Genomic DNA, 13,842 nt, shown 5'->3' on the forward strand with positions numbered 1-13,842 from the left:
CGTTCTACCTCAGCTTCAGGGTGGCAAGGCCGACCAACACGAGAATCACAGTGATGATCCAGAAACGGACAATCACGCGCGGCTCGGGCCAGCCCTTGAGTTCAAAGTGGTGGTGGATCGGCGCCATGCGGAACACACGACGACCGGTGAGTTTGAAAGAGGCCACCTGGATGACCACCGACAGGGTCTCCATCACAAAGACACCGCCCATGATGAACAGGACGATTTCCTGGCGAACGATTACCGCGATGGTGCCCAAAGCCGCGCCCAGCGCCAGTGCGCCGACGTCGCCCATGAATACTTGGGCCGGGTACGTGTTGAACCACAAGAAACCCAGGCCGGCGCCAATCAACGCGCCACAGAACACAATCAGCTCACCAGCGCCCGGTACGTAAGGGATCAGCAGGTACTCGGCAAACTTCACGTTACCCGACAGGTAGCAGAAGATGCCCAGAGCACCGCCCACCATCACGGTCGGCATGATCGCCAGGCCGTCGAGGCCGTCGGTGAGGTTGACCGCGTTGCTCGATCCGACAATAACGAAGTAGGTCAGCACCACGAAGCCCACGCCCAATGGAATGCTGACGTCCTTGAGCATCGGGATCAGCAGGGTGGTTTCCACCGGACTCTGCGCGGTCATATAAAGGAAGATCGCCGCACCCAGGCCGAACACCGACTGCCAGAAATACTTCCAGCGGCTCGGCAAGCCTCGGGAGTTCTTCTCGATCACCTTGCGGTAGTCATCCACCCAACCGATGGCACCAAACGCCAGGGTCACCAACAGCACAACCCACACATAGTGGTTGCGCAGGTCTGCCCACAGCAGGGTGCTGACACCAATGGCAGAAAGAATCAGCGCACCGCCCATGGTGGGGGTGCCAGATTTGGACAGGTGAGACTGCGGCCCGTCGTTACGGACGGACTGACCGATCTGCCGGCTCTGCAACGTGCGGATCATCCACGGCCCCAGGCACAGCGACAACGACAACGCGGTCAGCACACCGAGAATCCCGCGCAGGGTCAGGTACTGAAAGACCGCGAAGCCTTTGTAGAACTGTTGCAGGTACTCCGCTAGCAGCAGCAGCATTAATGTTTCACTCCGTTCTTTTCTTGAAGAAGGGGACCGCACAACGCCACGACGATGTTTTCCATCACCGCACTGCGCGATCCTTTGATCAAAATGGTGGTATTGGGGTCTTGCTCGACGTCCAGAGCGGCAATCAGGTCAGCCTGGCTGGCGAAATGGCGCGCATGTTCGCCAAAGGCGTCCACGGCATGGGCCATCATCGGACCTACGGCGTACAAGGCCGAAACCTTGCCGGCGGCATATGCACCCACTTCGCGGTGCCCCTGCTCCGCCCACTCGCCCAACTCGCCGACGTCTCCGAGCACCAGGACGGTGCGGCCGGAAAAGCCGGCGAGTATATCAACGGCGGCGCACATGGAGGTGGGGTTTGCGTTGTAAGTGTCGTCGATCACACGAATGCCGTTTTTCGCCAACTGCGCCACCGTGCGCCCTTTTACTGGCTGCACAGCGTTCAAGCCCGTGGCGATACCAAACAGCGAGACGCCCATGGCGTGGGCGGCAGCAGCGGCCGCCAAGGCGTTGGCCACGTTATGGGTGCCCAGCAAGTTCAGCTGCACCTGCTCCACGCCTTGCGGGCTGTGGAGTTTGAACGAAGGGCAGCCCCGCGCATCGCGGTCTATATCCGACGCATGGAAGTCTGCACGAGGGTCGCTCAAAGCGAAGCTCAAGATCTGCCGGCCAGCAGCCCGGGCTTTCCAGATCGCAAAGGCCTTGTCGTCAAGGTTCAGCACGGCGACGCCAGAAGCGTCCAGCCCTTCAAGAATCTCGCCCTTGGCTTCGACAATCTTCTCCGGGCCACCGAACTCACCGACGTGAGCGGTCCCTGCATTGTTGATGACCGCGACTTGAGGCCGGGTCATGGCAACGGTGTAGGCGATCTCACCGATCCGCGAAGCGCCCAGCTCAATGACCGCGGCGGTATGTTCCGGAGCCAGTTCGAGCAAGGTCAGTGGCGCACCGAGGTCGTTGTTCAGGTTGCCGCGTGTGGCCAGCACCGGGCCGCGAGTACGCAGAATACTGGCGAGCATTTCCTTGACCGTGGTCTTGCCACTGGAGCCGGTAATAGCCGCCACCGGCTGAGTAAACGCCGAACGATTGAGCGCGCCGAGTTGCCCCAGGGCCACACGGGTGTCGCTGACCAGCAGTTGCGGCAGGGTGGAGTCCACGACTTCACGCTCCACCAAGGCTGCGACCGCACCCTTGGCAGCGACTTCATTCAAATAGTCATGACCGTCGAAACGCGGGCCGGCCAAGGCAATAAACAACTGCCCGGGCTGGATGGCACGACTGTCGATGCTGACGCCATTAAAGGAGGCATCGGCGGCAACCAGGCGCCCGGCCAAGACGCGGGTCAGTTCGCTCAGTTTCAAAGCGTTAAGCATGGGCGACCTCCCAGGCAGTCAGGGCTTTGTCGGCTTCCACCAAGTCGGAAAACCCGTGGCGTTCACCGTTGATTTCCTGATAGTCCTCATGGCCCTTGCCGGCCAGAACGATCACGTCCTCTGCCGAAGCACTGGCAATCAGCTGGGCGATGGCCAAACCACGACCGGCGACAAACTCGACCTTGTCCGCTGCAGCAAAACCACCTCGGATGTCGTCGAAAATCAGCGCAGGGTCTTCAGTACGAGGATTGTCATCGGTGACCAGCACCGCGTCCGCCAGGCGCTCCACCACTTGCGCCATCAACGGCCGCTTGCCGCGATCACGATCGCCGCCGCAACCGAACAGGCACAGCAAGCGCCCCTTGGCGTGGGGACGCAGGGCCAGCAAAACCTTTTCCAGCGCGTCCGGGGTGTGGGCGTAATCGACCACCACCAGCGGCTGATTACCGCCCCCCAAACGCTGCATGCGCCCGGCCGGGCCTTCGAGCTTGGGCAGCACGGCGAGGATTTCATCCAGCGCGTAATCCAGGCCCAACAAGGCGCCGACCGCCGCCAGAACGTTGCTCAGGTTGAAACGCCCGAGCAAGGTGCTACACAAGTGATGCTCGCCCTGGGGGGTGACCAGTGTGGCGCGCACGCCCTCATCATCGAACCGCGCCTCGCGGCAATACAGGTAGGCGCTGGCATCTTCCAGGCTGTAAGTGATCAGGCGCGAGTCGTGCTTTTCAGCGGCCAACCGACGACCGAAGTCGTCGTCAAGATTGATCACCCGGCACGCCAGGTCGGTCCAGTTGAACAGCTTGGCCTTGGCCGCGCCGTACGCTTCCATGGTGCCGTGATAATCCAGGTGGTCCCGGGACAGATTGGTCAGCACCGCCACATCGAAGGCCAAGGCCGCGACACGGCCCTGATCCAAGCCGTGGGACGACACTTCCATGGCCACCGCCTTGGCACCGGCCTTTTTCAGGTCGGCCAGGGTGGCTTGCACCGCAATCGGATTCGGCGTGGTGTGCTGGCCGCTTTGCAGCGCGCCATAAAAACCGGTGCCCAAGGTCCCCACCAGGCCGCAATGCTGGCCAAGCAGGTCCAACGCCTGGGCGACCAATTGGGTCACGCTGGTTTTACCGTTGGTACCGGTCACACCCACCAGGTTGAGCTGGCGGCTCGGGTCGCCATAAAAGCGCCCAGCGATATCGGACAGTTGGGCGGCCAGGCCTTTGACGGGAATCAAGGGAGCATCGGTGATCGGCAGCACCGTGGCGCCATCGACTTCATAAGCCACGGCGGCCGCACCGCGCTGCAGTGCATCGGCAATGTGCGCACGCCCGTCGAACTTACCGCCAGGCACTGCCAAAAACAGATCACCGGCGCGCACTTGGCGGCTGTCCAGTGTCAGTTCACGAATCAGCAAATCACGGCCGGCATGGGCGAAAATCTTGTTCAGGCTAAGAGACATCAGCCGCGCCCTCCTTTGGCTGGAGTTGCATTGACTTGTTGGGTCGGTGGCAAGTTGTCGGGCGTAATGTTCATCAGACGCAGGGTGCCGGACATGACTTTGCTGAACACCGGGGCCGAGACCAGGCCGCCGAAGTAACCCGCCTTGCTCGGCTCATCGATGACCACCACGATCGCGTAACGCGGATCGCTCATCGGGCCAAAGCCAGCAAACAGGGAACGGTAGGAGTTCTCGGCATAACCCTTGGTGCCGACCGAAGTCTTACGCGCGGTACCACTCTTGCCAGCCACGTGATAAGCCGGAACCTGGGCACGGAACACGCCGCGTGGGGCCTCGATGACCTGTTGCAACATGCCCTGCATGGTCTTGGCGACGTTTTCCGGAATCACCTGGGCAGTGTCCGGAACCTTGTCGGTTTTGATCAGAGTCAGGGGCGCAATACGTCCGTTGTTGGCCAGTGCCGAGAACGCATGAACCAGCTGGATGGCGGTGACCGACAGGCCGTAGCCGTAGGACAGCGTCGCAGTCTCGGCTTTACGCCACTCCCGGTAGTTCGGCAGGTTGCCCACACGCTCGCCCGGGAAACCCAGGCCCGTATCCTGGCCGAGGCCGACCTTCTGCATCAGCCGGAAAATGGCTTCGCCGCCGATATCGAAGGCGACCTTACTCATGCCCACGTTACTGGAATTGATCAGAATGCCAGTCAGGTCCAGGACTGGACCTTCGGTCTTGGATACGTCACGAATGGTGTACTTGCCGATCTGCAGGGTCCCCGGGTACACCTCGACGGTGTCGCTGGGTTTCCAGCGGCCGGTTTCCAGTGCCGCACTCATGGAGATCGGTTTCATGGTCGAACCGGGCTCGAACACATCGATCATGGCGCGGTTGCGCATCATCGCCGGCTGCAGGTTACGACGGTTGTTCGGGTTGTAGGTCGGCTGGTTGACCATGGCCAGAATCTCGCCGGTCTTCACGTCCATGATGACCAGGCTGCCGGCCTTGGCGCCATTCTCGACAATGGCGTTACGCAGTTCACGGTTGGCCAGGTATTGCAGGCGCAGGTCAATGGACAACGCCAAGGGCTTACCGGCCTTGGCGTTTTTGGTGACTTGCACATCCTTGATCAGCCTACCGCGCCGGTCCTTGATGACCTGGCGCTTGCCGGCGACCCCCGCCAGCCATTCGTCATAGGCCAGTTCGACCCCTTCCCGCCCTCGATCATCGATATCGGTAAAACCAACCATATGGGCGGTGACTTCACCGGCAGGGTAGAAACGCCGAAACTCTTCGATGCCATAGACACCGGGTACTTTCAGGTCGAGCACCAGTTGCCCCTGCTCAGGGGTCAGGCCGCGAACCAGGTAAATGAATTCTTTGTTGGCCTGGGCTTCAAGACGCTCGGCCAGGGCTTTAGGGTCTTGGCCAAGAGCGGCAGCCAAGGCCGGCCACTTGTCTTTTGCCAGCTGCATTTCCTTGGCATTGGCCCATAGGGTGGTCACTGGGGTGCTCACGGCCAATGGCTCGCCGTTACGGTCGGTGATCAGACCACGGTGAGCCGGGATAGGAATATGTCGAACGCTGCGCGCGTCGCCCTGGCCTTTGAGAAAGTCACGGTCGACAACTTGCAGGTCAATGATGCGCCAGGCAATCGCCGACACCATCACTGCCAGCAGGCCGAGCACTAGGCGGAAGCGCCATGGATAGAGCGCACCCTCGAGCTTCATGGGGCCACCATTTGCACTTCGGCAGCGCCAGGAATGCGCATCTTCAGCTGCTCGGTCGCCAGGACTTCGATACGGCTATGGGCCGTCCACGTGCTTTGTTCGAGAATCAGTCGCCCCCACTCAGCCTGGGCTTTGTCGCGCACACTCAACTCGCCGTAAAGCGTGTTGAGCAACTGACGATTCCAGTGGGCGCTGTAAGACACCGCGATCGCGGAAACCAGTACGCCGACAAACAGCAGCAGCATGAAAAAGCTTCCGCCTGGAAGTGGCTTGGCGAAAAGCTTGCTCACCGCAGCTTCTCCGCAACGCGCATGACAGCACTGCGGGAGCGTGGGTTGGCTTTGAGTTCGGCCTCGGAGGCGAACTGCGCTTTGCCATGGACTTTGATTTTCGGCACGAAGGCTTCAAAACGTACCGGCAGGTTGCGCGGCAGGTTATCGGACTCACCCTTCACCAGACGACGCATGAACAGTTTGACGATGCGATCTTCCAGGGAGTGAAAGCTGATCACCACCAGACGGCCGCCCACTTCAAGGGATTCCAGCGCGGCCTCAAGACCGGCTTCCAGATCGCCCAGCTCATTGTTCACATGAATACGCAGACCCTGGAATGCGCGAGTCGCCGGGTTCTTGCCTTTTTCCCAAGCGGGGTTGGCGACTTTCAGTACTTCGGCCAGATCGGCGGTACGCGTAAAGGGCTGGATCTCGCGACGCTCGACCACGGCACGGGCCATGCGTCCGGAGAAGCGCTCTTCACCGTATTCCTTGAACACACGGGCGATTTCTTCCACGGGAGCCGTGGCAATGAACTCGGCAGCGCTGATACCGCGAGTCGGGTCCATGCGCATGTCCAGGGGGCCATCATTGAGGAAACTGAAGCCTCGCTCAGGATCGTCCAACTGTGGCGACGACACGCCCAGGTCCAGCAGAACCCCGCTGACTTTGCCATCCAGGCCACGATCGGAGACCTCCGACCCAAGCTCGGCAAAACTGCGCTGTACAACGACAAAGCGGCCGTCTTCGGCCGCTAGCGCTTGCCCGGTGGCAATCGCTTGGGGATCTTTATCGAACCCGAGGAGCCGACCACCCGGCCCGAGCTTGCTGAGGATCAAGCGACTGTGGCCACCCCGGCCGAACGTACCGTCCAAATAGCAGCCATCAGCACGCACGGCGAGAGCCTCAACGGCTTCGTCAAGCAGTACGGTGATGTGGTTAAAGCCGCTATCAATAGTCACAGGATCAAATCACGCAGTTCATCAGGCATCGCGCCCGGTTGTTGAATAGCTGCCAGGTCCGCTGCAGACACAGCGTTCCAGGCATCCTCGTCCCACAATTGGAACTTGTTCAGTTGGCCAACCAGCATTGCGCGCTTATCCAACTTGGCATATTCGCGCAGGCGTGGCGGAACCAGAAAACGACCACTGCCATCGAGCTCGAGGTCGACGGCATTACCAATCAGCAAACGTTGCAAACGACGGTTCTCTTCGCGAAGCGAAGGCAGTGCGCGCAGTTTGGTTTCAATCAGCTCCCACTCATCGAGGGGGTAAACACACAAGCAAGGATCAACAGCGTCGATCGTGACGATTAACTGCCCGGAACTTCGCGAAACCAGCTCGTCACGATACCGGCTCGGCATGGCGAGACGGCCTTTTGCATCGAGACTGATAGCGTTAGCTCCGCGAAACACGTCAGCGCTTCTCCAAATTTTAGCGTTTTGCGCTCAAAAAACCCACTTCATGCCACTTTCCGCCACTTGCGCACACTATAGGAATGCGCCCACCACACCGTCAAGGCGCGCAGCGACGGAAAAGCCTTATAGATCGGAGATTTAGGAGACTAAAAAGAGGGATAACAAGAATTTGCGGAGGGTTTTGACCTGATAACTTCATCCAGCTCATGAAGCTGCATCACGAAGTTAAAGTAGTTTGTTAAGAGTAAGATTTTTTCGGTATTACAAAAACGCTTCTGCTATTGAATCAAGCAGGGAGGGAAAAGGTGGAGAGTCGATCTGTAAGCCGGGTTCTGTCGAGGACAGTCATTCCTCTACGATGGCCATCACTGGACATCTTTAGCAACCTACCCGGTTCCAGCGCGGGCCACGCCTTGGAACCCTATTTGGTCTTGCTCCGAGTGGGGTTTACCTAGCCACGAACTGTTGCCAGACGTGCGGTGCGCTCTTACCGCACCTTTTCACCCTTACCGGCACCGAAGTGCTTAGGCGGTTATTTTCTGTGGCACTTTCCGTAGGCTCACGCCCCCCAGGCATTACCTGGCACTCCGCCCTATGGAGCCCGGACTTTCCTCCCCCCCCTAATTTTCATAGAGGGCAGCGACTGTCCAATCGACTCTCCGCCGCGCAGGTTAACGGCAGAGAGGCGGAAGAACAAGCGCTAAAAGCCTTTTGCCACTTTGCCGCCACCCTTTACTCGGCTTTCTGTTTATCCAGTGCGACCTGGTAGAGGACATTCTTGCGCTCACCGGTAATTTCCGCTGTCAGCGCCGCCGCCCGCTTGAGCGGCATCTCCTTTAATAACAGTTCGAGAATGCGCATTGCCTCGCCACTGACCGCTTCATCGCTCTGTGGAGCCGTCCAACCCGCCACCAGTACAACGCACTCACCCCGTTGCTGATTGCTGTCGGACTCGACGAACTCGCGCAGCTGCGAAAGAGGCAAGCCTTTGAGGGTTTCAAACGTCTTGGTCAGCTCCCGAGCCAGCAACGCCGGGCGCTCGCCACCAAACACCCACTCCATATCCTGCAGGCACTCGAGAATACGGTGCGGCGCTTCGTAGAAAATCAGCGTGCGCGGCTCTTCCTTTACAAGCTCCAGACGCGCACGACGCCCCACCGCCTTGGCCGGCAAAAAACCCTCGAAGATAAAACGGTCCGACGGCAGCCCTGCTGCCGACAACGCAGCAATCAGGGCACAGGCACCGGGCACGGGCACCACATTGATGCCTGCTGCGCGTGCCTGGCGAACCAAGTGATAACCGGGATCGGAAATCAGCGGCGTGCCCGCATCCGAGATCAAGGCCACGTTATCGCCTGCCAGCAGCCGCGTGATGAAGCGACTGCCTTCATCTCGCTCGTTATGCTCATGACAGGCTGCAAGCGGCGTGGAAATACCGAAATGCTGTAACAACCGCTGGGAGTGACGCGTGTCTTCCGCAGCAATCAGGGCGACTTCCCGCAGCAACTTCAGTGCACGGGCACTGATGTCATCCAGGTTGCCGATAGGCGTCGCCACCACATAAAGCGAGCCCGCAGCTGAATTCAAAGGACCTGGAGCAGTCAAAGCGCACACCTCATGAACGACAAAAGCGCCATTGTAACGCGTCAAGGCGCTCAGAATAATCACCGCTACCAGCCTTTAGATCGGCATAACGTGCCCCGCCCCGACGAGCTGTAACATTTCCACGACCTAAATAAACGGTTTATCGCCACTAACATCGCGCCCCGGTCGACGCTTGGGTACAATCCCGGGCTAATTTGATCGAGTATCAGGAACACTTACATGATCGCTTGCTTGCGGCTGCTCTTTGCCCTTTGCCTGGCTACCCTTTTGGTGGCTTGCGCCAGCTCGCCCTCCTCCAGCCTTGGCGAACTTCCACGGACTCCGGATGCCAGTATCGAGCAGTTGCTTGAACAGGCCGCCAATAGCAAAACCCCTGACCAGGCTGCCCTGCTGCGCCTGAGTGCTGCCGACATGGCTTACCGCCAAGGCAACGCGGGCCGCGCTGGACAAATTCTCCAACAAGTTCCAATGGAGTCCCTCAAGCCAGGCCAACAGGTCTTCGCCAGCACCCTGGCTGCCGAATTGGCCATGGTGCGCAACCAGCCAAAAGCCGCACTGACCGCGCTCAGCCACCCCAGCCTGCAACGGCTGAATGAATTACCGGCCGACCAGCAGGTACGCACCGGGACCGTGCATGCACGCGCATTTGAAGCCGACGGCCAGACCCTGGCTGCCGCGCGCGAACGCATCTTCATTGCACCGATGCTGACAGGCGACGCTGCGAGCAAGAACCACGAGGCCATCTGGGCCCTGATTGCCGCACTGCCCATCGACCAACTGCAACCTGCCGGCAGCGACGACCTTGCCGGCTGGATGAGCCTGGCCCTGGCGGTCAAATCCGCCGGCACTCTGGAACAACAGCAAGCTGCCATCGACAACTGGCGCACGCAAAACCCAAAACACCCAGCCGCTGTTCAACTGCCACTGCCACTGACCCAGCTCAAGCAACTGGCCAGCCAGCCGCTGTCGAAAATCGCCCTGTTGCTGCCGCAAGACGGCCCACTGGCGTCGGTTTCCAAGGCCCTTCGCGAAGGATTCATGGCGGCGCACTACCAGGCTCAACAAGCCGGACAGAAGCCACCCAGCATCGAGTTCTATGACAGCTCGCGCCTGACGTCCCTGGACGACTTCTACAGCAAGGCCCAGGCCGCCGGCGTACAACTGGTAATCGGCCCACTGGAGAAGAACCAAGTCAAACAGCTGGCCGCCCGTCCCCAGTTGCCTATCACCACCCTGGCACTGAACTACAGCGAAGGCGAACAAGGCCCGGCCCAACTCTTCCAGTTTGGCTTGGCACCCGAGGACGAGGCCCGCGAAGTCTCGCGTCGCGCTCGTGCCGACGGCCTGCATCGTGCAGCGATCATGATCTCCAAAGGTGAGCGAGGCGATCGCATGGTCAAGGCCTTCCGCCAGGATTGGGAAGCCAACGGCGGCAGCATCATCGACATCGTTCGCGTCGACCAGCCCGTAGCCCTGGCCCAGCAAATCGCCGACATGTTCCACCTGCGTCAGAGCGAAGGGCGCGCCAAGAGCCTGCAAAGCACCGTAGGCACACAAGTGGCCGCACAGCCGTCAAGACGCCAGGACATCGAGTTCATCTTCCTCGACGCCACACCGCAACAAGCCCAGCAGATCAAGCCGACACTGAACTTCCAGTACGCAGGCGATGTGCCGGTGTATGCCACTTCCCAGGTGTTCAGCGCTAGCGGCGACCGGAATCAGTACAACGACATGAACGGCGTACGCTTCTGCGAAACCCCGTGGCTGCTGGACGCCAATGACCCACTGCGCAAACAGGTTGCAGCGCAATGGCCGGCAGCCGGTGGCAGCCTGGGCCGCCTGTACGCCCTGGGTATCGACGCCTATCGCCTGGCCCCCCGCATCGGCCAACTCAAGGCCTTGCCGGACAGCCGCGTGGAAGGGGTGACCGGCAGCCTGAGCATGAGCCCAAGCCGTCGCGTTGAGCGCCAATTGCCATGGGCACAGTTCGTCAGCGGCCAGGTGACTCGCCTGCCCGACACGCCGCGCTGATGCTCCAAGGATCACGCTTGCAAAGCGGTCGAGATGCCGAAAGCCAAGCGCTGCGGTATCTCGAACAACAGGGGCTGCGCCTGCTGGCGCAGAACTGGTTGTGCAAAGGCGGCGAGCTTGATCTGGTCATGCTGGACGGCGATACAGTAGTATTCGTCGAAGTCCGCTACAGACAACACACGCAATGGGGTGGCGCGCTCGGCAGCATCGACGGGCGCAAGCGGCAAAAACTGATTTTCGCCGCGCAGTCGTTTCTGCAACGCGAGTCGCGCTGGTCCAACCACCCTTGCCGCTTCGACGTGATCGCCATAGAAAAAGCCCCTGGCGCAGAACCTCACTTGAACTGGCTACGCAATGCCTTTGACAGCTGATCAAGGCGCTCAGGCAGAGCCCATTTTCACTTAACACTTTTGCTCTTTGCTTTGCGGGCTGCACATTTTTGTGCCAAAAAGCCGCGCTACTTAAGGTCACACAGATGGACATGCAATCCCGAATTCGCCAGCTTTTTCAGGCCAGTATCGACACCAAGCAACAGGCGATGGACGTACTTGCACCGCACATCGAGCAAGCCAGCCAGGTGATGGTCAACGCCCTGCTCAACGAAGGCAAAATGCTTTCCTGCGGCAACGGCGGCTCCGCCGGAGACGCTCAGCATTTTTCCTCGGAGCTGCTCAATCGCTTTGAACGTGAGCGCCCGAGCTTGCCAGCCATCGCATTGACGACCGACAGTTCGACGATCACCTCAATCGCCAATGACTACAGCTACAACGAAGTCTTCTCCAAGCAGATCCGCGCCCTGGGCCAACCCGGGGACGTATTGCTGGCAATTTCAACCAGTGGCAACTCGGCGAACATTATTCAAGCGATCCAGGCCGCACATGATCGCGAAATGGTTGTCGTAGCATTGACCGGACGCGATGGCGGCGGCATGGCCTCGCTGCTGCTGCCCGAAGATGTCGAGATTCGCGTACCGGCCAACGTCACCGCACGTATCCAGGAAGTCCACCTGCTGGCGATCCACTGCCTCTGCGACTTGATCGACAGCCAACTGTTCGGGAGTGAAGAATGACCGTTAATCGCCTCAGCCTACTGGCTCTGACCCTGTGCCTTGGTATCAGCGGGTGCAGCTCGGTGATCACCGCGAGCCGTGACACACCCATCGAGGACGACCGTGGTACCCGCACCTTCGGCAGCAAAATCGATGACTCACTGATCAAGACCAAGGTCGAAGTCAACGTCGCCAAAGCCGCCACCGACTTGAGCAACGGCGCGTCGCGCATCGGCGTGACCAGCTTCAACGGCGTGGTACTGCTGGTCGGGCAAACTCCGCGCGAGGACCTCAAGGCCCAGGCCGAGCAAGCGGCGAGCACCGTGCAGCGCGTGAAGAAGGTGCATAACGAACTGCAAGTCATGGAGCCCATCACCTTGCTGGCAATCAGCAACGACTCCTTGCTGACCACCAAGATCAAGGCCCAGATGCTGACCGACTCCAACATCCCCGGCTCGCGAATCAAGGTCATCACCGAAAACGGCATCGTTTACCTGATGGGCCTGGTGACCCAGCAGGAAGCCAACCTGGCGAGCAATGCGGTACAGGGTGTTTCCGGGGTCCAGAAGATTGTGAAAGTGTTCGAATACATCGACTGACACGGCACAAACGACAGGCATAAAAAAGCGATCCATCGGATCGCCTTTTTTATTACTTCACTACCTTCAGGCTTGGCCGACCGCTGGGGCGCGGTGGCTCGCTATCAGGTGGCGGGACATCATCTTCCTGATCGGTCTCATCATCACCCTCGTCATCCAGGGGCGACTCCAGATCAAAGACCATACCCTGACCATTCTCCCGAGCGTAAATGCCCAGGATCGCAGCTATGGGCACGTGCAGGCTATGAGGCACGCCACCAAAGCGCCCCTCAAAGGTCACCGCATCGTTATCCATGTGCAAATGGCGCACAGCGCTCGGCGAGATGTTCAAGACGATCTGCCCATCACTGGCAAACCCCTGAGGCACCTGCACAGCCGGATAGTCGGAATTGACCAGCATGTGCGGGGTGCAATCGTTATCCACAATCCACTCATAGAGCGCGCGGACCAAATAAGGTCGACTGGAGTTCATAGCGGCTCCTTAAGCCTTAGCGCATATCACGTTCGACGCCAGACAGACTCGCCTGGAAAGCCTCACGCGCAAATTGGCGCTCCATATAATCAAGCAACGGCTTGGCTGGCCGTGGCAATTCAATACCCAGAATCGGCAACCTCCAGAGTATGGGCAGTAGGCAGCAATCCACCAGGCTTTGTTCCTCACTGAGGAAAAACGGCTTCTCGGCAAACAAGGGAGAAACCCCCGTCAGACTTTCCCGCAGCTCTTTACGAGCCAGCACGCGGGCCGCTTCCTTGGTCCGCGGATCCAGGATCAGATCCACCTGCCCACACCAGTCACGCTGGATGCGATGAATCAACAGGCGGCTGTTGGCACGCGCCACAGGATAAACCGGCAGTAAAGGCGGATGCGGGTAACGCTCATCCAGATATTCCATCACCACGGTCGACTCCCACAACGCCAGGTCACGATCGACCAGGGTGGGGAGACTGCCGTAAGGGTTCACTTCGATCAGTTTCGGCGGCTGACGCCCCGCCTCCACACTGATGATCTCGGCGCTGACACCCTTCTCTGCAAGTACGATACGTACTCGGTGGGAATAGTGGTCGGCGGGGTCGGAGTAACAGGCCAACCGATTGGTCACGCCCATGGCGATCCTCCTCGCTTGTTGAAATTATCGGAAGCAGAAAAACGAGCGCGCCCGGAGGGCGCCTCTCGTAACGGCTGGATGATCCAGACTCGCTACACCTTCAGAGACGCCCTGG

General features: G+C 59.7%; 14 protein-coding genes and 1 other RNA gene. 4 read left to right on the forward strand and 11 right to left on the reverse strand.

What is annotated here, in order from left to right; all coding sequences use genetic code 11:
• Positions 1 to 4: 4 nt before the first annotated feature.
• The 9 genes from mraY to rsmI all read right to left on the reverse strand — a co-directional run bounded on the left by mraY (position 5) and on the right by rsmI (position 8,925).
• Entirely contained in the window at positions 5 to 1,087 is a 1,083-nt protein-coding gene (gene mraY, locus M1B34_RS08430) for a phospho-N-acetylmuramoyl-pentapeptide-transferase (protein WP_123337727.1), read from the reverse strand.
• Entirely contained in the window at positions 1,087 to 2,469 is a 1,383-nt protein-coding gene (locus tag M1B34_RS08435) for a UDP-N-acetylmuramoyl-tripeptide--D-alanyl-D-alanine ligase (protein WP_268264849.1), read from the reverse strand. The genes mraY and M1B34_RS08435 overlap by 1 nt, the downstream gene beginning before the upstream one ends.
• The gene (locus tag M1B34_RS08440) at positions 2,462 to 3,925 is read right to left on the reverse strand and encodes a UDP-N-acetylmuramoyl-L-alanyl-D-glutamate--2,6-diaminopimelate ligase (protein WP_268264850.1); all 1,464 of its coding nucleotides are present in this window, start codon (positions 3,923 to 3,925) and stop codon (positions 2,462 to 2,464) included. Before M1B34_RS08440 ends, M1B34_RS08435 begins: the two co-directional genes overlap by 8 nt.
• Positions 3,925 to 5,649, reverse strand: coding sequence for a peptidoglycan D,D-transpeptidase FtsI family protein (locus tag M1B34_RS08445; RefSeq protein WP_268264851.1), 1,725 nt, complete (start codon positions 5,647 to 5,649; stop codon positions 3,925 to 3,927). The genes M1B34_RS08440 and M1B34_RS08445 overlap by 1 nt, the downstream gene beginning before the upstream one ends.
• Positions 5,646 to 5,939 (reverse strand): cell division protein FtsL, encoded by a 294-nt coding sequence (gene ftsL, locus M1B34_RS08450; protein WP_123337735.1) that lies wholly within the window; start codon positions 5,937 to 5,939, stop codon positions 5,646 to 5,648. The genes M1B34_RS08445 and ftsL overlap by 4 nt, the downstream gene beginning before the upstream one ends.
• Positions 5,936 to 6,883: a 16S rRNA (cytosine(1402)-N(4))-methyltransferase RsmH gene (gene rsmH / locus M1B34_RS08455; RefSeq protein WP_425273383.1), complete on the reverse strand. Its 948-nt coding sequence runs from the start codon at positions 6,881 to 6,883 to the stop codon at positions 5,936 to 5,938. Before rsmH ends, ftsL begins: the two co-directional genes overlap by 4 nt.
• The gene (gene mraZ / locus M1B34_RS08460; protein WP_011063319.1) at positions 6,880 to 7,335 is read right to left on the reverse strand and encodes a division/cell wall cluster transcriptional repressor MraZ; all 456 of its coding nucleotides are present in this window, start codon (positions 7,333 to 7,335) and stop codon (positions 6,880 to 6,882) included. The genes rsmH and mraZ overlap by 4 nt, the downstream gene beginning before the upstream one ends.
• Before the next feature lie 308 nt (positions 7,336 to 7,643).
• An RNA gene (gene rnpB, locus M1B34_RS08465) (RNase P RNA component class A) lies at positions 7,644 to 7,997 on the reverse strand.
• A gap of 73 nt (positions 7,998 to 8,070) precedes the next feature.
• Positions 8,071 to 8,925: a 16S rRNA (cytidine(1402)-2'-O)-methyltransferase gene (rsmI, locus tag M1B34_RS08470; RefSeq protein ID WP_268264861.1), complete on the reverse strand. Its 855-nt coding sequence runs from the start codon at positions 8,923 to 8,925 to the stop codon at positions 8,071 to 8,073.
• Between the two features lie 237 nt (positions 8,926 to 9,162).
• Here rsmI and M1B34_RS08475 point away from each other — a divergent pair, with 237 nt between their 5' ends.
• The 4 genes from M1B34_RS08475 (at position 9,163) to M1B34_RS08490 (ending at position 12,621) form a co-directional block, all read left to right on the forward strand.
• Positions 9,163 to 10,974 (forward strand): penicillin-binding protein activator, encoded by a 1,812-nt coding sequence (locus M1B34_RS08475; RefSeq protein WP_268264852.1) that lies wholly within the window; start codon positions 9,163 to 9,165, stop codon positions 10,972 to 10,974.
• On the forward strand, positions 10,974 to 11,345 hold the full coding sequence (locus M1B34_RS08480; protein WP_123337741.1) for a YraN family protein: 372 nt from the start codon (positions 10,974 to 10,976) through the stop codon (positions 11,343 to 11,345). Before M1B34_RS08475 ends, M1B34_RS08480 begins: the two co-directional genes overlap by 1 nt.
• A 104-nt stretch (positions 11,346 to 11,449) precedes the next feature.
• Positions 11,450 to 12,043, forward strand: coding sequence for a phosphoheptose isomerase (locus M1B34_RS08485; protein ID WP_057451753.1), 594 nt, complete (start codon positions 11,450 to 11,452; stop codon positions 12,041 to 12,043).
• Positions 12,040 to 12,621, forward strand: a complete 582-nt coding sequence (locus tag M1B34_RS08490) for a BON domain-containing protein (RefSeq protein WP_123337743.1) — start codon at positions 12,040 to 12,042, stop codon at positions 12,619 to 12,621. The genes M1B34_RS08485 and M1B34_RS08490 overlap by 4 nt, the downstream gene beginning before the upstream one ends.
• 52 nt (positions 12,622 to 12,673) lie before the next feature.
• Here M1B34_RS08490 and M1B34_RS08495 read toward each other — a convergent pair whose 3' ends face one another.
• On the reverse strand, positions 12,674 to 13,093 hold the full coding sequence (locus M1B34_RS08495) for a ClpXP protease specificity-enhancing factor (RefSeq protein WP_268264853.1): 420 nt from the start codon (positions 13,091 to 13,093) through the stop codon (positions 12,674 to 12,676).
• Between the two features lie 16 nt (positions 13,094 to 13,109).
• On the reverse strand, positions 13,110 to 13,727 hold the full coding sequence (locus tag M1B34_RS08500; protein WP_123337747.1) for a glutathione S-transferase N-terminal domain-containing protein: 618 nt from the start codon (positions 13,725 to 13,727) through the stop codon (positions 13,110 to 13,112).
• Positions 13,728 to 13,842 lie beyond the last annotated feature (115 nt).

The sequence above is a fragment of the Pseudomonas morbosilactucae genome (genome assembly GCF_023241715.1).
Taxonomy (GTDB): domain Bacteria; phylum Pseudomonadota; class Gammaproteobacteria; order Pseudomonadales; family Pseudomonadaceae; genus Aquipseudomonas; species Aquipseudomonas morbosilactucae.

Bases quoted from the DNA above. Each gene is read 5' to 3' on its own strand.
- mraY (WP_123337727.1), bottom strand. From the start codon at position 1,087: ATGCTGCTGCTGCTAGCGGAGTACCTGCAACAGTTCTACAAAGGCTTC.
- M1B34_RS08435 (WP_268264849.1), bottom strand. From the start codon at position 2,469: ATGCTTAACGCTTTGAAACTGAGCGAACTGACCCGCGTCTTGGCCGGG.
- M1B34_RS08440 (WP_268264850.1), bottom strand. From the start codon at position 3,925: ATGTCTCTTAGCCTGAACAAGATTTTCGCCCATGCCGGCCGTGATTTG.
- M1B34_RS08445 (WP_268264851.1), bottom strand. From the start codon at position 5,649: ATGAAGCTCGAGGGTGCGCTCTATCCATGGCGCTTCCGCCTAGTGCTC.
- M1B34_RS08475 (WP_268264852.1), top strand. From the start codon at position 9,163: ATGATCGCTTGCTTGCGGCTGCTCTTTGCCCTTTGCCTGGCTACCCTT.
- M1B34_RS08480 (WP_123337741.1), top strand. From the start codon at position 10,974: ATGCTCCAAGGATCACGCTTGCAAAGCGGTCGAGATGCCGAAAGCCAA.
- M1B34_RS08485 (WP_057451753.1), top strand. From the start codon at position 11,450: ATGGACATGCAATCCCGAATTCGCCAGCTTTTTCAGGCCAGTATCGAC.
- M1B34_RS08490 (WP_123337743.1), top strand. From the start codon at position 12,040: ATGACCGTTAATCGCCTCAGCCTACTGGCTCTGACCCTGTGCCTTGGT.
- M1B34_RS08495 (WP_268264853.1), bottom strand. From the start codon at position 13,093: ATGAACTCCAGTCGACCTTATTTGGTCCGCGCGCTCTATGAGTGGATT.
- M1B34_RS08500 (WP_123337747.1), bottom strand. From the start codon at position 13,727: ATGGGCGTGACCAATCGGTTGGCCTGTTACTCCGACCCCGCCGACCAC.